The sequence below is a fragment of the Synechococcus sp. MIT S1220 genome (assembly GCF_047303025.1).
GTDB lineage: Bacteria > Cyanobacteriota > Cyanobacteriia > PCC-6307 > Cyanobiaceae > Parasynechococcus.
Genome location: NZ_CP138939.1, coordinates 269,967 through 292,977 on the forward strand (window position 1 = coordinate 269,967; position 23,011 = coordinate 292,977).

Annotated in this window: 19 protein-coding genes; 10 read left to right on the forward strand and 9 right to left on the reverse strand. The window is 57.3% G+C overall.

Annotated elements, in window-relative coordinates; all coding sequences use genetic code 11:
• The first annotated feature begins 301 nt into the window (after positions 1-301).
• Positions 302-1,321 (forward strand): FkbM family methyltransferase, encoded by a 1,020-nt coding sequence (locus tag SIB64_RS01355; protein ID WP_413441554.1) that lies wholly within the window; start codon positions 302-304, stop codon positions 1,319-1,321.
• A gap of 71 nt (positions 1,322-1,392) precedes the next feature.
• On the opposite strand, the gene uvrB is transcribed toward SIB64_RS01355, so the two are convergent.
• The 4 genes from uvrB to SIB64_RS01375 form a co-directional block, all read right to left on the reverse strand.
• Positions 1,393-3,426 (reverse strand): excinuclease ABC subunit UvrB, encoded by a 2,034-nt coding sequence (gene uvrB, locus SIB64_RS01360; RefSeq protein ID WP_413441555.1) that lies wholly within the window; start codon positions 3,424-3,426, stop codon positions 1,393-1,395.
• A 56-nt stretch (positions 3,427-3,482) separates the two neighbouring features.
• Positions 3,483-4,034 carry a hypothetical protein gene (locus tag SIB64_RS01365; RefSeq protein ID WP_413441556.1) on the reverse strand — a complete coding sequence of 184 codons (552 nt, stop codon included), beginning with the start codon at positions 4,032-4,034 and terminating at the stop codon, positions 3,483-3,485.
• 4 nt (positions 4,035-4,038) lie between these two features.
• The gene (locus tag SIB64_RS01370; RefSeq protein ID WP_413441557.1) at positions 4,039-4,449 is read right to left on the reverse strand and encodes a phage holin family protein; all 411 of its coding nucleotides are present in this window, start codon (positions 4,447-4,449) and stop codon (positions 4,039-4,041) included.
• A gap of 193 nt (positions 4,450-4,642) precedes the next feature.
• On the reverse strand, positions 4,643-5,401 hold the full coding sequence (locus SIB64_RS01375; RefSeq protein WP_413441558.1) for a DUF561 domain-containing protein: 759 nt from the start codon (positions 5,399-5,401) through the stop codon (positions 4,643-4,645).
• A 56-nt stretch (positions 5,402-5,457) separates the two neighbouring features.
• On the opposite strand from SIB64_RS01375, the gene tilS reads away from it, so the two are divergent.
• Entirely contained in the window at positions 5,458-6,552 is a 1,095-nt protein-coding gene (gene tilS / locus SIB64_RS01380) for a tRNA lysidine(34) synthetase TilS (RefSeq protein ID WP_413441559.1), read from the forward strand.
• A 129-nt stretch (positions 6,553-6,681) separates the two neighbouring features.
• Here tilS and SIB64_RS01385 read toward each other — a convergent pair whose 3' ends face one another.
• Together SIB64_RS01385 and SIB64_RS01390 are read right to left on the reverse strand one after the other, a co-directional pair.
• On the reverse strand, positions 6,682-8,748 hold the full coding sequence (locus SIB64_RS01385; protein WP_413441560.1) for an FkbM family methyltransferase: 2,067 nt from the start codon (positions 8,746-8,748) through the stop codon (positions 6,682-6,684).
• A 23-nt stretch (positions 8,749-8,771) separates the two neighbouring features.
• Positions 8,772-9,398 carry a precorrin-8X methylmutase gene (locus tag SIB64_RS01390; protein ID WP_413441561.1) on the reverse strand — a complete coding sequence of 209 codons (627 nt, stop codon included), beginning with the start codon at positions 9,396-9,398 and terminating at the stop codon, positions 8,772-8,774.
• A gap of 50 nt (positions 9,399-9,448) precedes the next feature.
• Between SIB64_RS01390 and SIB64_RS01395 the strand changes: the two genes are divergently transcribed.
• From SIB64_RS01395 to SIB64_RS01410, 4 genes are all read left to right on the forward strand, one after another.
• A complete protein-coding gene (locus tag SIB64_RS01395) occupies positions 9,449-10,324 on the forward strand; it encodes a WcbI family polysaccharide biosynthesis putative acetyltransferase (RefSeq protein ID WP_413441562.1) in 876 nt (291 codons plus the stop codon).
• Positions 10,325-10,700: 376 nt separating this feature from the next.
• Positions 10,701-11,675: a DNA polymerase III subunit delta gene (gene holA, locus SIB64_RS01400; protein WP_413441563.1), complete on the forward strand. Its 975-nt coding sequence runs from the start codon at positions 10,701-10,703 to the stop codon at positions 11,673-11,675.
• A gap of 48 nt (positions 11,676-11,723) precedes the next feature.
• On the forward strand, positions 11,724-13,529 hold the full coding sequence (locus tag SIB64_RS01405) for an aspartate kinase (RefSeq protein ID WP_413442815.1): 1,806 nt from the start codon (positions 11,724-11,726) through the stop codon (positions 13,527-13,529).
• 27 nt (positions 13,530-13,556) lie between these two features.
• A complete protein-coding gene (locus SIB64_RS01410; protein ID WP_413441564.1) occupies positions 13,557-14,627 on the forward strand; it encodes a hypothetical protein in 1,071 nt (356 codons plus the stop codon).
• Here SIB64_RS01410 and SIB64_RS01415 read toward each other — a convergent pair.
• The 3 genes from SIB64_RS01415 to SIB64_RS01425 are packed head-to-tail and all read right to left on the reverse strand — an operon-like array spanning position 14,613 to position 18,605.
• Entirely contained in the window at positions 14,613-16,625 is a 2,013-nt protein-coding gene (locus SIB64_RS01415; protein ID WP_413441565.1) for a ribonuclease J, read from the reverse strand. The genes SIB64_RS01410 and SIB64_RS01415 overlap by 15 nt on opposite strands.
• 52 nt (positions 16,626-16,677) lie before the next feature.
• Complete coding sequence (gene dapA / locus SIB64_RS01420) at positions 16,678-17,586, reverse strand: 4-hydroxy-tetrahydrodipicolinate synthase (protein WP_413441566.1); 909 nt, start codon at positions 17,584-17,586, stop codon at positions 16,678-16,680.
• Positions 17,583-18,605 (reverse strand): aspartate-semialdehyde dehydrogenase, encoded by a 1,023-nt coding sequence (locus SIB64_RS01425; protein WP_413441567.1) that lies wholly within the window; start codon positions 18,603-18,605, stop codon positions 17,583-17,585. The genes dapA and SIB64_RS01425 overlap by 4 nt, the downstream gene beginning before the upstream one ends.
• 167 nt (positions 18,606-18,772) lie before the next feature.
• Here SIB64_RS01425 and tig point away from each other — a divergent pair, with 167 nt between their 5' ends.
• The 4 genes from tig to SIB64_RS01445 all read left to right on the forward strand — a co-directional run bounded on the left by tig (position 18,773) and on the right by SIB64_RS01445 (position 22,995).
• The gene (tig, locus tag SIB64_RS01430; RefSeq protein WP_413441568.1) at positions 18,773-20,191 is read left to right on the forward strand and encodes a trigger factor; all 1,419 of its coding nucleotides are present in this window, start codon (positions 18,773-18,775) and stop codon (positions 20,189-20,191) included.
• A gap of 43 nt (positions 20,192-20,234) precedes the next feature.
• Positions 20,235-20,909, forward strand: a complete 675-nt coding sequence (gene clpP / locus SIB64_RS01435; protein WP_413441569.1) for an ATP-dependent Clp endopeptidase proteolytic subunit ClpP — start codon at positions 20,235-20,237, stop codon at positions 20,907-20,909.
• 93 nt (positions 20,910-21,002) lie between these two features.
• Complete coding sequence (clpX, locus tag SIB64_RS01440; protein ID WP_413441570.1) at positions 21,003-22,352, forward strand: ATP-dependent protease ATP-binding subunit ClpX; 1,350 nt, start codon at positions 21,003-21,005, stop codon at positions 22,350-22,352.
• A 4-nt stretch (positions 22,353-22,356) separates the two neighbouring features.
• Complete coding sequence (locus SIB64_RS01445; protein WP_413441571.1) at positions 22,357-22,995, forward strand: lecithin retinol acyltransferase family protein; 639 nt, start codon at positions 22,357-22,359, stop codon at positions 22,993-22,995.
• Positions 22,996-23,011: the final 16 nt, after the last annotated feature.

Below are 23,011 nucleotides of genomic sequence, written 5' to 3' on the forward strand. Positions count from 1 at the left end.
GAAGACTCAGCAAAAAACCAACGACAACAATGGACAAGGTCCACAACTATCATCAATGATCAAAAGTTCCATGATGAAAATCTGCCGACCAGGATCCAACAAGGCTTCAACTTTCGCTAGGGGTACCACAAAATCAATCTACTCAAACAACAATGCCTGAGATTTCACATTTGCCTATACATCAAAAAACTCAGAAAAACTGGGCGCAGTCACTCGGGTTTACAGAACAAGCAACAAACTCTTGCCGAATTGTTGAAGGCTCCAATCATGAATTACAATTGCAACAGAAGGAATTAGAAACATGCATTTTTTTATTCAAAAATCAACCGTCGAAAAGGCTGGTGAAGAAGCACTTAGCAACTTATCACTCTTATTTCAACATCATTTTAAAGAGCACAAACCACGTGTGAGTTCGGTTGAAGATCTGCAAAGCTGGTTACGCCAATGGATATCCGCACAACTCACAGACCGCAGTGATCTTCAAGTCATCAAAGAGCTCCGACTGATCGGCCATATGTTGCGAATGGCATGTCATCCAATTGATCTTAATTTAGCATTAACGCAAGTCCTGTTAGGACTTCAGTCAAGCGCCGTAACAGCCGATTGCAGCGGAGAGGAGAACTGTTTACGAACCACACTGGATTATTTAAATAAATCTTGCAAACAACTTGTGCTATTTGATGTTGGAGCAAATCAAGGTCAATGGTCAACCATGGCAGCGCAGCACCACAGCCAAATAGATTTACATCTTTTTGAACCCAACTACAAACTCGAATCAAAACTCAAAAATAATGCGACTCAATTCATGAACAATGCCGACTCTAGGTCCAATTGTGTGATCAACATGATGGGGATAAGCAGCCGCAAACAAGCTGAATTATTTGTGAGCAACCAGTCCAGTGAAATGGCAACAACAAATCGCGACAGCGGCCTCCTCTATGGAGACCACGAGCACTTTGAAATCAAGACGTCAAGGGGGGATGACTACTGCCAAAGCAATCATATTTCAAAGATTGATTATTTAAAACTAGATACTGAAGGAACGGAGTTTGAAAGCCTAGAAAGCTTTGGCACTATCTTGAAGGAAGACAAAATTTCTTTCATTCAGTTTGAATACGGAAAACCAAATTATTACACAAGATCAGGCCTGCATCAGTACTTTAGTTGCCTAGACGAGCACTATACTCTCCACAAGATCTTGCCCGAAGGAATCACAAATGCCTTGGAATACAGCAGCAACATCGAAGACTTTCAATGGGCAAACTATTTAGCGGTTCACAGAAGGCAAAATGAGTACTTCAAGTGTTTCAAGGAAAGATGACGCATTTTAGATTTTCAACACTCAATACAATTGGAGATTTCAATGTTTGACGACAAAAACTGCTTACGCAATTACCCAGCCATCTTCTGGCGTAACTGCTTGATCCGATCCCGCAAGTTCGCAGCATCTTCGAAATCGAGCTTCTTGGCAGCGTCCTTCATCTTGCTCTCCAGCTGATCGATCAGCTCCGGCAATGCCTCCAGCGCCATGCCTGCATCGGAGTCCTCCTCCAGCGCTTTCGCCGCCTTGCCCGCCACCTGCACCAGATCCGCATCGGGGCCATCAGTTTTCAATTTGCGGCTCAGTTCCAGGAAGCTCAAGATCGAATTGCTCGCCTTCTTGCCCGCCGCCGTCGGCACAATGCCGTGCTCCTCGTTGTAGGTCTGCTGGATCTTTCGGCGCCTGTCCGTCTCGAAAATGGCCTTGGCCATCGAATCCGTCATGTTGTCGGCATACAGCAGCGCCACCCCTTCAACGTGACGAGCAGCCCGGCCAATGGTCTGAATCAATGAGCGTTCCGCCCGCAGAAAACCTTCCTTATCCGCATCCAAAATCGCCACCAAACTCACCTCCGGCAGGTCCAGGCCCTCACGCAACAAATTCACCCCCACCAACACGTCGTATTCACCGAGACGCAGGTCCTGGATGATTTCGATCCGTTCGATCGAATGGATCTCCGAGTGCAGGTAGCGCACCCGCACCTCGTTCTCCGCCAAATAATCCGTTAAATCCTCCGCCATCCGCTTGGTGAGCGTCGTCACCAGAACCCGTTGCTGCTTCGCGGCGCGATCGCGGATCTCACCCAGCAGATCATCCACTTGGCCTGTGGTCGGCCGCACCTCCACCACCGGATCCAGCACCCCCGTCGGCCGGATCACCTGCTCGGCCACCTTGCCGCTGCTCACCTCAATCTCCCAGTTCCCTGGCGTCGCACTCACAAACACCGTCTGGCGAGCCTTCTCCCAGAACTCCGATCCCTTCAGCGGCCGGTTGTCCGCCGCACTCGGCAGCCGGAAACCATGCTCGATCAGCACCTTTTTGCGGGCCTGGTCGCCGTTGTACATCGCCTGCAGCTGTGAGCAGGTGACGTGGCTTTCATCCACGATCAACAGCCAGTCATCCGGGAAATAATCGATCAAGCACTCCGGTGGTGTTCCCTCCTGGCGGCCCGCCAGATGACGCGCGTAGTTCTCCACCCCGTTGCAGTAGCCCACCTGGCCCAGCATCTCCAGGTCGTACTTGGTGCGTTGCTCCAGCCGCTGCGCCTCCAGTAATTTCCCCTCACTGTTCAGGCAATCCAAGCGCTGATTCAGTTCAGTGCGGATCGCCTTGATCGCTGTATCCAGACGATCCTTAGGCGTCACAAAGTGTTTAGCCGGATAAATATTCACTGCCTCCATGCTCTGCAAAATTTCGCCGGTAGTGGGATCCACATAACGAATCGCTTCCACCTCATCACCAAACAGCTCAATCCGCACCAAACGATCCTCGTAGGCTGGTCCAATTTCCAGCACATCCCCTTTCATTCGAAACCGACCGCGAGCAATTTCCGTGTCGTTACGGCTGTACTGATTGTTCACCAGTTCCCGCAATTGACCGCGAATATTGAGCGTTTCACCCACTTCAAATTTTACCGCAGCCTTCAGATATTCACTGGGAATTCCCAGGCCATAAATACAGCTGATTGACGCCACCACAATCACATCACGCCGCTCAAACAACGACCGCGTCGCCGAGTGGCGCAACATATCGATCTCTTCATTGATCGACGCCGTTTTGGCGATATAGGTATCGCTCACCGGCACATAAGCTTCGGGTTGGTAATAGTCGTAGTAAGAGATGAAATATTCAACTGCGTTCTCCGGGAAGAACTCCCTTAACTCATTGCACAACTGTGCTGCCAAGGTTTTGTTGTGCGCCAACACCAACGCCGGACGACCCGTTTTGGCGATCACGTTCGCCATCGTGAACGTCTTGCCGGTTCCAGTCGCACCCAACAAGGTCTGGTAGCGCTCACCGCCATCCACGCCTTCCACCAGTTGTTGAATCGCCGTCGGCTGATCGCCCTTCGGGGTGTAAGGAGCTGTCAGGTCGTAGGCCGGCATAACGCGCTGACAAGCAAGCGGCCGTCAAGCTTATGGCGATCGAACCAAAATCGCTGTCAATGTGGCACGGGAGTCGCCTGCAGCAACTGCAGCACATAACCGGCCCGGTTCTGATGGCCATAGGCCTCCGCTTCCTGCACCACAGGATCGGGATGGGACGTTGGCCATCCCAAGGGGGGCACACCTTTTAAATCACCGTGGAGGTGTTGGAGCACATGAATGAATTCATGGCTGATCAGCTTGCAGCGCACAGCATCAGCCATCGACCGCTGTTTGATGGTGATCGTGCCCAGCTCGCCCGGTATTGCGCGGTAACTGGCATCTTTTCCTGGCACCTCCGGCTCACCGGAGACCACCGTAATGCCAAGACGCCGGCCCTGCTCGAGCAAACGATTCCCCAGGCTTGGATCTTGATCGCAGCTGGGCTGGGTTCCCGGAGGCGGCTGCCGATAATCCGGGCGAGCCACCTGGCTTTGCTTTGTCGATGAAATGGACGTTTGAGACTGCTGCGGTGCTTCTGGCGCCCTGGTCACCGCCATGCGCCAGCTGCCGATCAACAGCACACTCAGGGGGAACGCAAACGGCAATAGGTAACGGCGAAGCGACACCGACTCAGCTCACAGCAGCCCGGGTGAAGTCCACATCCGCCAACCCCAGCGCGTTAATCAATAACGAACTGATCACTCCATAGGCCACCGCACCAAACAAGGCGCTGGAGATGCCGTTCTTCAGGGTGAAGCCATTGATCAATTGGGCTGCCAATGCAAACAGAATCGCTGTAATCAGCCAGTTGAACAGCCAACTCACCGGCGCAATCAGGCCGCCGAGGCTGGCCATCGCCCAGGGCAGAGCAAACAAAAACTTCAACGGAAGGATCAGCAGCGTGCCGAGCAGCCCAATCACAACCGCAGACCAGAGCGCCGTGCCGAAATTGGCCATCTCGACCCCCAAGGGCAGACCCGTCACCATCAACAGCACCAAAGCCCGCACGGGCCACTGCAACAACCAACCGATCGGTCCCATGGCGCTTGCCCAGAGGTCTCAGCTTAGAAACGTCGCCTTTGTTGGACTCGAAACCATCTCGAGAGAATCTGCTACATGACTCAGACCGTCACCTGCCACCAAACAATTCCGAAACTTGTGAGGGCTGCATCGCTGAGTGAGGTCACGCAACGCAAACCCTTTCGACATCTCTTGAATCAATCCGCCGAGCGGTTCAAACGCGTGCCTTGACAGCAGTGTTCAACGCAGCACGCAAACCCCGCACAACAGCAACCATGGCCAGCTCATCATCCAAACGATTGACCGCTGATCCAACACCAACACCAGCAGCACCCGCCGCAATCGCCATCGGCAAGGTGACCGATGAGAGACCTGATGCACAGAAGACTGGCACATCAACGACACGACTGATGCTGTGGGCTGCAGCCAGGGTGGGGGCTGCTTTCTCAATCAAACCGAGACTGCCGGCACTGAACGGCTTGGCACTGGTGCCACCCTCGGTTTGGATCAGATCAGCACCTGCCGCCACAAGATCGATCGCCAGCTGTTCCTGCTGATCCATCGGCAGGACGTGGGGCACAGTCACGCTCAACACCACCTCCGATAACAGCTCACGGGTGCGGCGGGTCAGGGCCAGCACCTCGCCGGCATCGAACACCCGACCCTGGGGATAGAAAGCGTCGTAATTGCCAATCTCCACCATCGCCGCACCTGCTTGCACAGCAGCGGGGAACTGCTCGGGCTCCACAGAAGACACACACACCGGCACACCGTCTGATTCCTGAATCGCCAAGCGAACCAAGGCCGGATCGCAAGCCACATCAATCAAATCGGCGTTGCCATGGCCTGCAGCACGGGCGACGCGAGCAACACAAGTCGCATCGAAATTCATCAGCCCGGCGATCACCTTCAAAGCCCGGCGCTGCTCAAGGCTGGCTCGGAGGGCGGCGGGCAGCTGCTGGAGACGGGACATCAGACCACTTCCGACTTCAATCCATAGTCTCCCACCGAGACTTGATACGCGCAGGGATGACACCCAAACCCCAAACAGGTGGGCATGGGTCATCCTCTGGAAACAGGCCGCGGGGACACGCGATCACCATGGAACCGTCCGACTCGTCCCCTTCCAAACGATGGAGCTCTTGGCACGACCGCCTGCATCGGCAGCTGCTGAGCCAACCAACCCTTCTCCCAGACGATGCACGGCTCTTGTTGGCGGTGTCGGGTGGTCAGGATTCCATGGCGTTGCTGGCTCTGCTTCGGGATCTGAAGCGCCTCCACAACTGGGAGCTGCTGGTGTGGCACGGCGATCATGGCTGGCATGACAACTCCGCTGTGATCGCAACGGAGCTGAAGCAGTGGTGCGAAATCCAACAGCAGCCGATCACACTCAGCCGAGCAGGCTGCGGCAGCGCAACGAAGGGCAGCCCAACCAGTGAAGCCACAGCACGAGAGTGGAGATATGGAGAACTGCAGCACCTGGCTTTCGAACAGAAATGGGATGTGGTGACAGGTCACACCGCAAGTGATCGAAGCGAAACCCTGCTTCTGAATCTGGCCAGAGGCTGTGATCTGGCCGGGCTCAGCAGCCTCAGGTCAATGCGCCCCCTGGATCAACACCAACCGGATGGTCCTCAACTGCGGCGTCCTCTGCTGGGCTTCAGTCGCCAAGAAACGCTGGCGATTTGCCAAGAACTCGCCCTACCGATCTGGCTGGATCCGAGCAATGCAGACAAGGCCTTCGACCGCAACCGCATCCGTTTGGAGGTGCTGCCCGTGCTCGAGGAGCTGCACCCCGGCTGCAGCCAACGAATCGCCAATTTTGCCGAACGGGTGTCCAGCACGTGGGACACCCAGCAGGAACTCACCGAACTGGTGTTGGCTTCGCTCCTGAACAGAGAGGGAGACATGAATCGAAGAGAACTGAACCAACTCAGCCCAGCCAGCCGTCGACAACTGCTGAACTGCTGGCTCCATCAACAATCCGTAAGTCGCCTGAATTCTGCATTGCTCCAACACATCATCGAACAGACAGGACTGCAAGCGGCTCCAGGCAGCATTGATCTGGCCGGCAACCTGAAACTGATTTGGAACAAGGAATGGATCGTGATTGAAACAAAATAACAATCGCTTCCTTGAAAGCAATGATTCAAAAGACAGGGCACAGGACCAATACCTAGAGGACAACATTAAGAACCAAATAATCAGCAATCACACGCCAAAATCAAACACGCAGACATATCATTAATTCATTCAAGTCATCCCAGCCGACTCAAGCAGTTGGCAAAGACGCTGGCAATTAACATGCATATTCATCGCATTGCGCTCAAAGAAAGGAAGATCCTGTAGAGACGCCCACTCGACAAATTGCTGGTCTGGGGGCGTTGCCTGAAACACACCGTACTGAAGTTGAAGCTGAGAACTGATAATCCAATAATCGAAAGAAATGTGCCCACTAAACATCTCGATCACCTTGGTGCCTGGGTTCGCAAAGATGAGATTTGCCAATCCAGCCCCATGGGGAGCAACGATGCATTGAGCCGAGCCAAACAAATGAATTACCTCAGGCTGGGCTAAATCTTCAAGAAAAACCCTCCTGTAACCAAAGTGATGAAGCATATGCACTAGCTCCTCCTCGTTCACAACCTTCCTACGAGCAGATTTGTCTCGACTGACATAAATCTTGGCGGGAGTCGCATCTGAAGATTTTGGATTGAAGTCAGCCGTACTTTTTAAAAAGTCTGCAACCTGTTGATAAACAATTGGATGCGTCACGGAATGCTGCCGAGGCGCCGAAGTGGTTACAAAAGAGGAAGTCTTGAAGTAATCACCAGCCAATTGACGCGTGACCACTTTCTCCATCGAAATTCCTAATTTCGACAGGCAGTACTGATGAAAGCCTGACTGCGCAGTGGCCAGAAGAATATGATCAAAGCGTTCAAAATCTTCGCCAGAATTTTTCGCCACAAGCAAGCGGGGCAAAGTATCAAGCAACCAGTGGATATAAACGGAAGAACCTTCAACCACACCAAGAAAAGAATGACCCAAGTCCACCGGGGACGCGCCACCAAACGATTGATGCAAGGCATACCCTGCTTGATCTGAAATCAAGGGAATGATGCCTGCTTCAGACCATGAGAGCTTCGAAAAATTCCGCACATAATGCCAGGCTGATCCTCCAGTAGTGAGCTCAATTTCAGGGGCAGGCCTAGCAACAGATTGAAACAACTCCAACGCTGCAGGCTGAGCATCAGCAAACGAATAACGATTCAACTGAACCATCGCTCGTTCGCACAAACTTCGCACCTTGGTGGCTTCAGGGGCAAAGTTGGGCGATGGATTCAAAACCTCAGTAATACGATCTGGAAACATCGAAAACACTTTGAGTCGTTCCGCTTCCTTTGGTTGAAGCAGACCTTTCTCCAACCCCGTATCTGCAATCAATGTCATATTGAAGTCGGGTGCAGAATCACAAAGCGTCGTCTTACAAAATTTGAGATAGTCCTGCAAAGAATCCTCCAGCACAGGACGAGCAAACTCCTCAACCTGATCGACATACCCCGACAACAGAGCCTGAATCGCCTGCTGCTTCAGGAGCGATTCTCGAACGAACAGAACATTAAATTGAACTGCTGCCTGAAAATCGCGGGCGACAGGAATCAAACCCTTATCTCGCAGCACTTGAATCACATCAACAGCAAGGGCCTGGTCCTTCCATACCGATCCAGACTCCAACTCGCAGAGCAGCAAATCCGTTTCGGCAAGCACTTGTTCTGCACCGGCGAGAACCTGGGCGATCGCCCCTTCCACATCAATCCAGAGGCAACAATGACGGCCTTTCGATGATTCAAGAAGTTGGTTGAGCGACGACGTTGGTACCTTGACTTCCTTCAGGACTGCTTTGTCAGTCGACAATGGATTCAAAGAGGCCATCCGAACCAAGGTTGGCAATTGCTGGTCGCCAATTTTTTCAGGAACAAACAATGAAATCTCACCCGAACGATCAGAAGCTGCAAGATTCAGATACTCAAGCGTTTTATAACGCGACAATTTGACAGAGTAATACTCAAAGACGACTGGATTCGCTTCCAATGCAATGATTTTTGCCGATGGATAACGCTCTGCCATCTCACGGGAAAAACTCGCTTCATGAGCGCCAACTTCTACAAAAACAGACGGTAGGACGACATCCACCAGATCAGAAAACAAACGCTCCAAACTTTCTGTCAGCCCTGTTCTTTCACTACGACTCAGGCCTTGAATATGTGGACTGGCATCAGCTGATAAATAAGTTGTAATTCGGGAAAAAGAGTCTGACATCTTCTAACTTTTCAACGACCGCATCACTTTATGCCTTGACTAGCTCGACGCAGCAAAGCATTAACAGTGGCGGCAACCAGCGCAGCGCCACCACGGGTGCCATCAAGACGAATCTGATCAAGCCCGCTATTAGCAAGGCGACGCTTAGCGGCCTCGACACCAATGAATCCGACCGGCATTCCAATCACCAAGCTGGGGGCGGCTGCCCCTGTTTCGAGAAGGTCAACCATGACCTCCAGAGCAGTTGGTGCGCTTCCGATCAATAACAACGGGGCCGGTGCTTGCGACGTCAAGGCATCCCAGGCACAGCGCATCCCCTCCGCTGAACGGGTTAAGCCAGGGGGAGGATCAGCAGGGGCCCATTGCAGCAAGCAATGCACCGATGTCCCCAATGTGCGCTGTGCCATTGGAGTGACCGCTGCCTTCGCCATTGTGGTGTCGGTCAAAATCGAAGCACCTTGACGCAATGCTTGAAGGCCGAGCTCACAGGCTTGCGGGCTGAACTGCAACAAATCAGCCAATGCAAAATCACCACTGGTGTGAATGAGACGCACCAGAACATCCTGCTGCAATTCATCAAGCTGCGTTGGGCCGAGCCTCTGACGAATCAATCGCACACTATCTAAAAAAATAGGATGATCGATGTGCATTAAGAAAGCGCTTTAGGATGTAAAATCACACAATTGATGTTGGGATTCCCTTGAGAGAGACATCATGCGTCATTGTTTCTAACTGTCAGGGGCGACCGCTTGGGAGCATGCTGACCACATTGTATGAGATTGAGTGCCAAGAAATCATTATCGTTCATCTCGCAAAAGACAGTGAAGCCGAAACGTTCGATGCATGCCTTGAGAGGGCTGATGTTGTTATCAGTCAGCACATACAAGACCAATACCCTTGCGCCTTTGTTCGCACATCTGCCCTACGGCAACGCGTTGGCAAACGACTGATCACCATCCCCAACATTTTTTATCGCGGCTACACACCAGACCTTCGCTATCTAAGACTGCGAGCCCGGGGAACGCTCAAAGGCCCATTGGGTGATTACCACAGTTCAATTTTACTGAACGCTTGGAAAGAGGGTGAGAATCAGGAAAGTGCTCTAGAGAGATACAACAATATCGACCTTTGGGCTAAGCAATACAACACGATTGCAGAGCAGTCATTGGCCGAGCTCCAAAAGCGGGAGTTGGAGCTTGATATTCAGATCAGTGACTGCATATCAGCCATGCAAAGTCGTCAACAACTGTTTTATAGCTTTAACCATCCAAGCAAAGCCATGATCAAAATACTGGCCGATCGCATCGCAGAACACCTCAATTTGAGCTCAAAGCCAGAGGGAAAGGCCAGCGTGCAGGCCATGCGCGAACCACTGGATCGCATTCAAATTCCGCTTCATTCGTTCACCCGAGAGAACCTGAAACTCGAATTTCCTGGACCAGACTGCTTTCAGGGGGAATCCATGCAACCAGGCAAGCGACGTCCTGTGCCTTATCAATTACCAGAACTGACCAACCATTTTTTCGAGCATTACAACAGTCAACGCGACGACATTCTTGAACATGGCCTCTGGTGATCAAAGTGCAAGAATGTATCGAAAATCAACCATTGGTATTGGAATCTTTTGAAGAATCAGGCTTTGCCAATCCTTACCTGGCCTGGAATCATGACCGCAGCCTCGAGGTATGAATGGCACGAAACGATGATGAGTAGCTCTGACAATCTCCGTCCTGGAGGCTTCAACAACTGCAGCAGCTCTTGACCGCTGACCGCTGAAGAGGCCACAAGCCACGCCGATGCCTTTGATCAGAACACTGAGCTGGCTTCCCCCTTCGCCAACCAAGAGTGTCTCGTCTGATCAGGCACGCAATCAACAAAAAGCTCTCAACGGTCAGGGATCTACAGCCCCATTCAAAAGGACAGTGTTTTTGCATCGCTGTCATCATCGGGCGATGCCAATCCACCTGCTCTGGGGAGACGACACAGCAGCTCGAGACCGCGCCATCGAGGCCTTGATCCAACGCGTGCTGGATCCCGCCTGGAGCAGCATCAATCTCAGCCGGCTCGATGGGGCCGAAACCGGCCAGGCCTCCCAGGCCCTCGACGAAGCCCGCACGCCACCCTTCGGAGCCGGTGATCGGCTTGTGCTGCTGCAACGCAGCCCATTCTGTAACGCCTGCCCAGCGGAGCTTGCCGATCGCTTCGAGTCCGCTCTGGAGTTGATCGCTGAAAGCACACATCTGGTGCTGGTGAACAGCTCCAAGCCGGATGGGCGACTCCGCACCACCAAAGCCCTCCAGAAACGGATCAAAAAGGGCCTGGATCAGGAACAACGCTTCCAGCTGCCGGCGATCTGGGATGGGGCAGGACAGAGACAACTGGTTCAGCGCACCGCCGACGCGGTGGGTCTCAACCTGGAGGAGGAGGCCATCGATGCGCTGGTGGACGCCATCGGCAACGACAGTGCACGCCTGGAATCGGAACTGCGCAAGCTGTCGCTGCGGGCGGGCGATCAAGGCCAGGTGGGGGTGGCGCTGGTGCATCAACTGGTGGGTGGCCTTGCCACCAACGCCCTGCAGGTCGGCGATGCCTTGCTGGAGGGGAAGCCCGGCGACGCGATTTCCCGATGGGATGCCCTGATCGATGCGGGCGAGCCGGCCTTGCGGATTGTGGCGACGCTGACCGGGCAGATCCGCGGCTGGCTTTGGGTGAGCCTGCTGGAGGACCAGGGCGAACGGGATGTGGCGGTGATCGCGAAAGCCGCCGGCATCGGTAACCCCAAACGCATCTACGTGATGCGCAAACAACTAAGGGGCCGCCCGCCGAAACGATTCCTCTCCTTGCTGGGTCGGATGCTGGAGGTGGAGGCGCGCCTGAAGCGCGGCAGCCAGCCCAAGGATGCCTTTCGCGATGGCCTGCTCGGTTGAACCGGCACAGACCAGGTGAGAAAATCCAGCGTTGCTGAAGCACAGCGCATGGCCCTGTTGGTGCAGAAGTTCGGCGGCACCTCCGTCGGGAGCGTCGAACGCATCCAGGCTGTCGCTCAACGGATCGCCGGCTGCCGGGAAGAGGGCCACGATGTGGTGGTGGTGGTCTCGGCCATGGGGCACACCACCGATGAACTCACCTCCCTGGCCGCAGCGATCTGCGAAGAACCACCGCAACGGGAGATGGACATGTTGCTGGCATCGGGAGAGCAGGTGTCGATCGCTCTGCTGGCGATGGCCCTCCATGCCATGGGGGTCAGCGCAGTGTCGATGACCGGCCCACAGGTGGGAATCATGACCGAGTCGACCCACGGCCGCGCCCGCATCCTCGACATCCGCACCGATCGCGTGCGTTCCCGCCTCAACGATGGCCATGTGGTGGTGGTGGCAGGCTTCCAGGGCACCAGCAGCGGCAGTGGCGGCATCGCCGAGATCACCACCCTGGGCCGTGGCGGGTCCGACACCTCTGCCGTCGCCCTGGCCGCAGCACTCGGTGCGGATGCCTGTGAGATCTATACCGATGTTCCCGGCGTGCTCACCACAGATCCACGCAAGGTGGTGGATGCCCAGTTAATGACGACGGTGAGCTGCGACGAAATGCTCGAGCTGGCGAGCCTCGGAGCCTCGGTGCTGCATCCTCGTGCCGTGGAAATCGCCCGCAACTACGGGGTACCGCTCCTGGTGCGCTCCAGCTGGAGCGATGAACCCGGCACCCTGCTCACCAGCCGCAAAACACGCAATATCGGCCGTGACGGCCTGGAACTGGGCAGCCCCGTTGATGGTGTGGAGCAATTGGAACAGCAGGCGGTGCTGGGGCTCTCGCACATCCCTGACCAACCCGGCATCGCCGCCCGCCTGTTTGAAGCGCTTTCAAAAGCTGAAATCAACGTCGATCTGATCATTCAGTCGACTCACGAAGGCAGCAGCAACGACATCACCTTCACGGTGCATGAAGATGAGCTGGAGCGGGCTCGTACCGTCTGCGATGCCGTCTTGGGGGATCTGGGTGGTGCATTGAGCGCTGAAGGTGGCATGACCAAGCTCAGCATTCGCGGCGCCGGCATCATGGGGCGCCCTGGCATCGCCGCCAATCTGTTCAACTGCCTCTCGCAACAGGGCATCAACCTGCGCTTGATCGCCACCAGCGAAGTGAAGGTGAGCTGCGTGATCGCCTCCGCCATGGGCCACAAAGCGCTGCGGGCGGTGCAGGAGGCCTTTGATGTGAGCGACAGCCAGGTGCAGCTCAATCCACCTCTAGAAGGAGAAAACGAGCCGGAAGTGCGGGGCGTCGCCCTGGACCGCGATCAGGCCCAGCTGAGCGTCTGCCATGTGCCGGATCGACCCGGAACTGCCGCGGCCCTCTGTTCCGCCTTGGCGGATGCAGGCATCAGCCTCGACGCCATCGTGCAATCGGAACGGCAGCACGGCGACGGCTCCCGCGACATCAGCTTCATTCTGCCCAAAGAGGATCGCGCCCGCGCTGATGTGGCCCTCGCACCGCTTCTGGCCCAGTGGCCCGGGGCTGCCCTGGAGGAGGGAGCAGCGATCGCCCGGGTGAGCGCTGTTGGAGCCGGAATGCCCGCCACCGCCGGAACCGCCGGGCGGATGTTCCGGGCCCTGGCCGATGCCGACATCAACATCGCCTTGATCGCCACCAGTGAAATCCGCACCAGCTGTCTGGTGCCTGAAAACGATGGCATTGCTGCGCTGCAAGCGGTTCACGCCGGTTTCCAGCTTGGTGGTGGGGAGCGGCATCAAGCCAAAGGCAGCGCCTCACCTCTGGACAACGGCTGAAGCGCGATACAACTGGAGCAGCGCATCGTGCTGAATGTGGACGGCGACTTTCAGCAGCGCTACCAGCAGGCGGAGCAGGCCTATGCCGCAGGGCAGTACACCGATGCCCACGCCATTGCCTTCCAGCTCCTGGCTGAACTGACTGATGCACCGGGAGATGCCGCAACCCAAGCAGCGGTGGATGGATGGCGGGCCTTCGTTGCTCTGCTGCTGGGCAACATCGAGCTCTACGGGCTGAGCCAACCGCAAGCAGCCACAGAGCACTACCAACTGGTGTTGAGCAGCAACCCCCACGAAACCCTGGCCGATTTGGCCCGACAGGGCCTGGAGTGGAGCCAGTCCGCCAGAAACGAGCAACACGAGCAATACAAGAAGCAGCCTGAACCAGAACTCCAAGTGATGGAGCCGGAACCTGCTGCATCGGCCCTCGAGTCGAGACAACCCCTATCCGAACTTCTGCGCGATCCCTTCCTTCAGGGATCCAGCGCCCCATCTCCCGCCCATGAGAAGAGAGATCACACCGGAGCCAGCAGCTCGAAGCAACGACCAACCGCCATGCCCTGGCTGGAGGATCTCGCCGGGGCTGCGAACGACGATCAACAAGGGGGCTTAAACAACGATCGACCCTCTGAACCGCAGCCCGAAGCTGTGGATGAGATCAACCTCGACACCCTTGACGCGCCAGAAGCAGCTGCCACTGCCGACGGGGAGCCGGAGCCCAAGCCAAGCCTCCCTGAATCTGGACAATCGTCGGAGCCAGAAGCCACACCAACAGAAGCTGCAGCACCAGATGCTGAAACACAAAAACCGGTCAGACAGGCAGAGCCCGCAGCTGCTCTGGAATCGACAACGACACCAGATCTGGAACCAGAACAAGCAATCGAGCAGGACGAAAGCCCGAATCCTGATCCAGAACCTGAGGTTGAACTCGAGGATCCGATGGACGTGCTGCGCGACTCATGGCTGCGCGTCACGGTGAAACTGGCGGAATCAACTACTGGAGAAGAAAAGACAACAACAAAAAAGGGCGACGGTATCCCGTCGCCCTCCTTGCTTCAACGCCTGCGAACGCTGTTGAAGCGATCAGACGGCCGCTGAACGGCGACGGCGGGTGCGACCAGCGGGCATCTCCGGTTCAGGAGCGGGGGCTGCAGCCGCAGCTGCCGCGGCCTTGGGTTCCACCTTTTCGGCAACAGCGGCCTTGACTGGAGCAGCAGCACCTGAACCAGCTCGCACCGGTGCAGGCGCAGGCGCAGCATCACGACGACCACCGCCACCACCAGAGCCACTGGGGCTGCCATGACGGGCGCCGCGGCGGGGAGCGGGACGATCATCCTTCTCTTCCATCGCCTTGGACTTGTAAGCAGGGGTGCCAGCGGGTGCAGGCTGAACCAGGCAGAGAATCAACGGCTCCACCTGAAGCTCGCGGCGCATGCGGCGACCCAGACCCACTTCCACTTCGCGTTGAACGCCCATCCAGTCCACTTCAGGCGCCTTACCACCGGTGTTGCGGCAGAGCTGCTTCCAGCGATTTTCAAGCACCCAGCTGATCTCCCGCTCCGTCCACATCGACATCTTGCGGGCATCGGCGGTGGTGACCACACCCCGGAGGTTGACGCGCGGCGGCGCGACCATCTGACCATCGGTGCTGATGGCAGCAAGGATCGTGACCACGCCGTCCTCGGCCAGCTGCTGACGCTCCTTCAGCACCCGGGCATCAACGATGCCGTTGCGGGACTGATCCAGCAATTCAATGCCGGCCTTGACGGCATCGCCCTTGCGGATCGAATCGGCCGTGAGCTCGACCACATCACCGTTGTCGATGATCAAGGTGTTGTCGGCCGGGATGCCCATGGACTGACCGGTCTTGGCATGGCAAACGAGCATGCGGTGCTCGCCGTGCACCGGCACAAAGAACTTCGGCTTGGTAAGCGCCAGCATCAGTTTCTGGTCTTCCTGGAAGCCATGGCCGGACACATGAATGCCCTTGTCCTTGCCGTAAACGACCTTGGCGCCGAGCATCATCAACCGATCGATGGTGTTCACCACTGAAATCGTGTTTCCGGGGATGGGGCTGGCGGAGAAGATGATCGTGTCGGTGGTTTTCACCTTCACCTGGGGGTGCTCACCACGGGAAATCCTGCTCAGAGCAGCCAGAGGCTCACCTTGGCTGCCAGTCATCAGCAGCAGGGTTTCACGGTCGGGCACATCATTGATCTGCTTGATTGGAACGAACAGATCATCAGGAGCTCGCATGTAGCCCAGCTCCCGCGCCTTGGCGATCACGTTGAGCATGGAGCGGCCGAGCAGTCCGACCTTGCGACCGTTCTTGATCGCCAGTTCCAGGATCATCGAGACCCGGTGAATCGAGCTGGCGAAGGTGGTGACAATCACCCGACCCTCCGCAGTCGCAATATGACGATCCAGGTTGGGGAAGACGGAACGCTCCGGGGGGCAGAAGCCGGGCACTTCAGCGTTGGTGGAATCGCTGAACAGACAGAGCACCCCCTGTTCGCCGTGATGGGCGAGGCGAGCCATGTCGAAATATTCACCGTCGACGGGGGTGTGATCGAACTTGAAATCACCGGTGAAAATGATGGTTCCCACAGGCGTGGTGATCGCCAACGAGAAGCTGTCCGCCATCGAGTGGGTGTTGCGGATGAACTCCACAGAGAAGTGCTGGCCCACCTTCACCACATCCCGGGGTCCAACGGTCTGGAGCGTGGTGCGGTCGCTGACGCCGGCCTCCTCCATCTTCCCGGTGAGCATGGAGAGGGCCAACCGTGGCCCGTGGATCACCGGGATATCGAAGTGCTTGAGGTGGTGGGAGATGCCACCGATGTGGTCTTCATGACCATGGGTGACAATCATGCCGCGGATCCGCTTCTGATTCTCGCGCAGGAAGCTGGTGTCGGGCAGCACCACGTTGACGCCGTGCATGCCATCACTGGGGAAGGCGAGGCCGGCATCCACCAGCATCAGATCATCGCCGTACTCAAAAACACAGGTGTTCTTGCCGATCTCATGCAGTCCACCAAGGGGAATCACTCGCAGGGAGGGTTCCTGCCCCTTGGCGGATCGTGCGTTGTTAGCCATGGAAAAGGATTGAAAAAAGGTTTGCTTGCGTGAGCCGTTAAGCCGGACCGAGCTAGGTCTGACGAAGGGCAGCCATGGTTTTGGACAGGGTCGTTTTCATTGCTTCTGGAAGAGGGGACAAGGGCGGACGGGGAGTTCCGACGGACCAGCCATTGAGTTCCAAGGCGGCTTTAACGGGAATCGGATTGGTGCTGGCGAACAGGGCCTTGAAGAGAGGAATCAGCGCTTCGTGATGGGCGAGGGCCATAGCTCCATCGCCGTTCAGGTAGGCCTCAATCATCGCGCGGATCTGAGAACCGACCACATGACTGGCAACACTCACAACTCCCACAGCTCCGACAGCCAGCATCGGAAGGGTGAGGCCATCATCGCCGCTGTAGATCGCCAGGCGTGGACCGCAGGCCAGGCGCAGCTGGGTCACTTCCTCGGTGGTGCCACTGGCAGCCTTGAAGCTGACGATGTTGGGGCAATCCATCAGACGTGCAGCCGTCTCAGGCTGCAGGCTGCAACCGGTTCGACCAGGAATGTTGTAGAGCATCAGTGGCAATTGCGGTGCGGCGGCCGCGATCGCACGGAAATGGGCTTCCAGCCCGTCCTGAGGAGGTTTGTTGTAATACGGAACGACAACCAGGGCACCATCTGCCCCCGCCTGCGCGGCTTCCCTGGTGGCCTCCACCGCTTCTGCAGTGCTGTTACTGCCGGTGCCGGCCAAAACCTTCGCATCAGCACCTACCGCCTGTCGCACCGCCTGGAGCAACTGGAGCTGCTCCTCCCAACTGAGCGTTGGCGATTCACCCGTGGTTCCGCACACCACCAGACCGTCGGAGCCCTGATCCACCAGATGGCGGGCCAGCCGCCCAGCCAAGGACAGATCCACGGCACCCGAAGCATCAAAAGGTGTCACCATCGCGGTGATTAATCGTCCGAAGGGGGTTGGAGACAACGCGGCGGCAGATGTCATGACTGAATCAGCAGTTCGGCGATCTGGACAGCATTGAGCGCTGCACCCTTTCGGATCTGATCCCCGCAGAGCCAAAGCTCGAGGGCATTGGGATCACTGATGTCCTGGCGAATCCGTCCGATCGCCACCGGATCTCGACCCGTGACATCGGTGGGCATCGGAAAGCGGTTGCTGGCGGGGTCATCGATCAACTCAACTCCTGGGGCATCAGCCAGCAACTGGCGTGCCTCAGTGACGGGGAATGGCTGATCGAATTCAATGTTGACAGCCTCGGAATGCGCCCGCAGCACCGGCACGCGAACACAGGTGGCGGTGAAGCGAAGATCCGGGAGGTCCATGATCTTCCGTGTTTCGTTGACCATTTTCATTTCTTCTTCGCAGTAGCTGTTCTCCTGCAACGGCGAGTTGTGGAGAAAGAGATTGAACGCAAGCGAATAGGGCAGCACTTCAGGCGTTGGCGAGCCACCATCCAGCACGGTCTGTGACAGGGTCTTGAGTTCTTCCATCGCCCGCGCACCGGCACCGCTAGCGGACTGATAGGTGCTCACCACCACCCTGCGCATCGTCCGCCTGGCGGCCAGCGGTGCCAGAGCGAGTGTGAGCAGAATCGTGGTGCAGTTCGGATTGGCGATCACACCCCTGTGCTGGAACGCCGCAGAAGGGTTCACCTCCGGAACCACCAGGGGAATCCCCTCCTCCATGCGGAAGGCACTGGAGTTGTCCACCATCACCGCACCCGCTGATGTGATCGCCTCGCGCCACTGGCGCGACACACCGCCACCGGCGGAGGCGAGCACCAGATCCACTCCGGCGAAGGCGTCAGCCGAGGCCTCTTCCAGGATGAGATCCCTGCCGTTCCAATGCTGGATCCGGCCGGCGGAACGAGCCGAGGACAACAACTTCAGATCTGCAATTGGAAAATTGCGTTCCTTGAGAAGAAGAAGCAACTCCTGGCCGACGGCTCCACTGGCCCCGAGAACTGCAACGTTGAGAGGACGATTTGGAAAAGATCTGGACAAGCGGACGGGGGTAAACGACTCAGAAACTGTTGGCCTCAGTGCTGTTCATCCATCACCACGCAGAGAAGGGAATGGAACCAGAAGCTTGTTCACACCTTACCGGCCAATGAGCAAAACAACCCTCTAATTACAATGGCCCGCTGCCCCGTCGTGCCAAGAACACCGCCATGAGTGCTGCCGCCCTGAAGGTGACCACCGAAACCCGCCCCAGCAGCCGCCTGGCGGTGACGGTGACGATCCCTGGGGAACGCAGCAAAGCCAGCTACGAGGAGGCAATCAGCAGCCTTTGCCGGAACGTCAACCTGCCCGGCTTCCGCAAAGGCAAGGTGCCCCGCACGGTTGTTGTGCAACAGCTTGGTTCGGTGCGCATCAAAGCCACGGCCCTGGAAGGACTGGTGGACAGCATCTGGCGCGATGCCATCAAGCAGGAAACGATCGAACCGATCAGTCAACCGGAGCTGAGCGGAGGTTTTGACGGGCTCCTGGAGAGCTTCAAACCCGGTGAGGAGTTCACCCTCACCCTGGAAGCGGATGTCGCCCCGACGCCCAAACTGAAAAGCACCAAAGGCTTGAAGGCGGAATTCGAACCGGTGGCCTACGACGCCGACAAGGTGGACGCGATGCTGGAGGACTCCCGCAAACAGCTTGCCACCGTGGTGCCGGTGGAAGGCCGTGCCGCTGAAAAAGGAGACATCGCTGTGCTCGGTTTCAAGGGCAGCTTTAGCGATGACGGCTCCGAGATTGAGGGCGGCAGTTCCGACTCCATGGATGTGGACCTGGAACACGGACGGATGATTCCAGGCTTCATCGAAGGGGTGATCGGGATGAAGGTGGGTGACAGCAAAACAGTGGACTGCGAGTTTCCCGACGATTACCCGAAGGAGGATGCCCGTGGACGCAAGGCGGCCTTCGCTATTGATCTCAAGGATCTGAAAACCCGTGAACTGCCCGAACTGAACGACGAATTCGCCAAGCAGGCCAGCGAACAGGAAACCTTGGCTGAGCTGCGCAAGGACCTGGAGCAGCGGCTCAAGGACGACGCGGAGCGCCGTCAGACCAGCAACCGCCGCGATGCCCTCGTCGCCGCACTGGTGGAGCAGCTCGAGGTGGACCTGCCCGAAGCGCTGATCCAACAGGAGAGCCGCAACCTGCTGGAGCAGACCGCTGCTCAGTTCGCCCAGCAGGGCATGGACGTGAAATCCCTGTTCACACCTGATCTGGTCCGCAACCTGATGCAGAACTCCCGACCGGAGGCCGAGGAGCGCCTGCGCCGCAGTTTTGCGCTGACAGCACTGGCCGAAGCTGAGGCGATCAAATTGGATGATCAGGAGGTGGACGCCAAGATCACCGAGGTGAAGAAGGAGCTCTCAGACGAGAACAAGATCGATCCGGAGCGGCTGCGCCAGGCCGTGATGGATGACCTGATGCAGGACAAATTGATGGGCTGGCTGGAAGACAACAGCACCCTCACGGAAAAGGCAGCGGAGGCCGAAGACAAGCCTGCTGGCAAGAAATCAGCAGCCAAAAAGCCAGCGGCGAAAAAAGCTGCGGCCAAGCGCTCGTCCAATACGGACGCCGAGAGCTGAGCAACACCCATAGATTGACTCCATTGTTCAAGGCCCAGAGCGCGTGATCGACGCCCGCAGTCACCACCCCATCCAGAACCGCTGGCGCTCCGAGATGCCGATCTCCGCGCCCGGCCCTCTGCCCACCGTGGTGGAGCAGTCGGGCAGGGGAGATCGTGCCTTTGATATCTATTCCCGCCTGCTGCGTGAACGGATCATCTTTCTGGGCACCGGCGTTGACGACGCGGTCGCCGATGCCCTCGTCGCCCAGATGTTGTTCCTCGAAGCCGAGGATCCCGAAAAGGACATTCAGATCTACATCAACTCACCGGGCGGCTCCGTGACAGCAGGGCTGGCGATCTACGACACGATGCAGCAGGTGGCACCGGATGTGGTGACCATCTGCTACGGCCTAGCCGCAAGCATGGGAGCGTTCCTGCTCACCGGGGGCACCAAGGGCAAACGATTGGCCTTGCCGAACGCGCGGATCATGATTCACCAGCCGCTCGGTGGCGCTCAAGGACAGGCGGTGGACATCGAAATCCAGGCCAAGGAAATCTTGTTTCTTAAGGAAACCCTCAACGGCCTGATGGCGGAACACACCGGCCAACCGCTCGACAAAATCTCGGAAGACACAGACCGCGACTACTTCCTTTCCCCGGCAGACGCGGTTCAATACGGCTTGATCGATCGGGTGGTGGACAGTTCCAGGGACGGAGGAATCGTTACGGAGGGCTGACAGCAGCGCTCCTGTTCACGATCCTTAGTGTTCAGGGAGACCAGTCTCCGGTCGCGCTCTGCAAAGTCCCACGTCTGAAGGTCCTGGCGTTCGATGGCCAAGTTCGATGCCCATCTGAAGTGTTCGTTCTGCGGAAAATCCCAGGACCAAGTTCGCAAGTTGATCGCAGGCCCCGGGGTCTACATCTGCGACGAGTGCATCGATCTCTGCAATGAGATCCTTGACGAGGAACTGGTGGACAGCCAAGGCAACAGCCGCCACGGTGCTGAAGCCGGTCGAAAAGCAGCTCCGGCAACCCGCAAGAGCAGCAAGCCGGCACCGACCCTGGCCTCGATCCCAAAACCACAGGAGATCAAATCCTTCCTGGATCAACAGGTGGTCGGCCAGAACGCCGCCAAGAAGGTTCTGTCTGTTGCGGTCTACAACCACTACAAACGCCTGGCCTGGCAGGGGGATGGCAAGGGTGAAACGGAAGAAACCGCCACACGTCTCCACAAATCCAACATCCTGCTGATCGGCCCCACCGGCTGCGGCAAAACACTCCTGGCCCAAACCCTGGCGGAACTGCTGGATGTGCCCTTCGCGGTGGCCGATGCCACCACCCTCACCGAAGCCGGGTACGTGGGGGAAGACGTGGAGAACATCCTGCTGCGTCTTCTCCAGAAATCCGACATGGATGTGGATCAGGCCCAGCGGGGCATCATCTACATCGATGAAATCGACAAAATTGCTCGCAAGAGCGAAAACCCCTCCATCACCCGTGATGTGTCTGGTGAAGGGGTGCAGCAGGCGTTGCTGAAGATGCTGGAGGGCACCGTCGCCAACGTTCCTCCGCAGGGAGGCCGCAAGCACCCTTATCAGGACTGCATCCAGATCGACACCAGCCAGATCCTGTTCATCTGCGGTGGCGCCTTTGTGGGTCTGGAGGATGTGGTGCAGAAGCGGATGGGCCGCAATGCCATCGGCTTTGTGCCCAGCGATGGACGCGGCCGCAGTCGCGTCAATCGGGAGCTGCAGGCGGCCCAGGTGTTGCGTCAGCTGGAGCCGGACGACCTGGTGAAGTACGGCCTGATCCCTGAATTCATCGGTCGGATGCCAGTGAGCGCCGTCCTCGAACCGCTCGATCAACATGCCCTGCAGTCGATCCTCACCGAACCGCGCGATGCGCTGGTGAAGCAGTTCCGCACGCTGCTGAGCATGGACAACGTTCAGCTCGATTTTGAGCCGGGCGCGATTGAAGCGATTGCCCAGGAAGCGCACCGCCGCAAAACCGGCGCCCGGGCGCTGCGGGGGATCGTCGAGGAGTTGATGCTGGATCTGATGTACGACCTGCCCTCCGACAAGGCCGTGAAGACCTTCATGGTGACCCGCGATCTGGTGGAGCAGCACACCGGCGGCAAGGTGCTGCCGATGCCGGACACCAACCAGCAAAAGACCGCCTGATCACTTGGCTGCCGCTGATCATCTGCAGGTTCCACGCCAGCACGGGCTGTTCAATCACCACGGCATCGACCTGGGCGACGGAACAGTCGCCCATTACCTCGAAGGGCGTGAAATCCTGCGCAGCCCCGTGGAGGAGTTCAGCCAGGGGCAGCCATTGAGCGTGATCGGTCACGCCAACGCCTCGCCGGCTGGGGTAACGCTCAGACGGGCGATCAGCCGGATCGGCGAACAGAACTACAACCTGTTGTTCAACAACTGCGAACACTTCGCCACCTGGTGCAAAACAGGCCGGCACCGCAGCGGCCAGATTGAGTCGATGCTGGAACGGGCCCGGAACTGGAGCCAGCTGATGCCCTCGGCGCTGATGAGTGGCCTGGAGCTGCTGGTGCAGCGGGGATTGCTGGACGACAACGCCCGTGCCCTGGCCCGCGAAGGATTGGCAAAGCTCGAACGGCTGCGCGTGAAACTGCTGCAGAAACTGGATGTGCTGCTGCAACAAGCGGGGAAAGACAGCAACAAACGGCTGCTGCTCACGGGCCAGAGCCTGGCGGACGAACTGGAGGCCGTGGAAGACCTCAAGCAACGCATCGATGCTCTGCTGGATCAACCACCAGCCCTCCCTGGATCCCGCGAGCCTGAGTAGCCTCCCAAAACAGCCT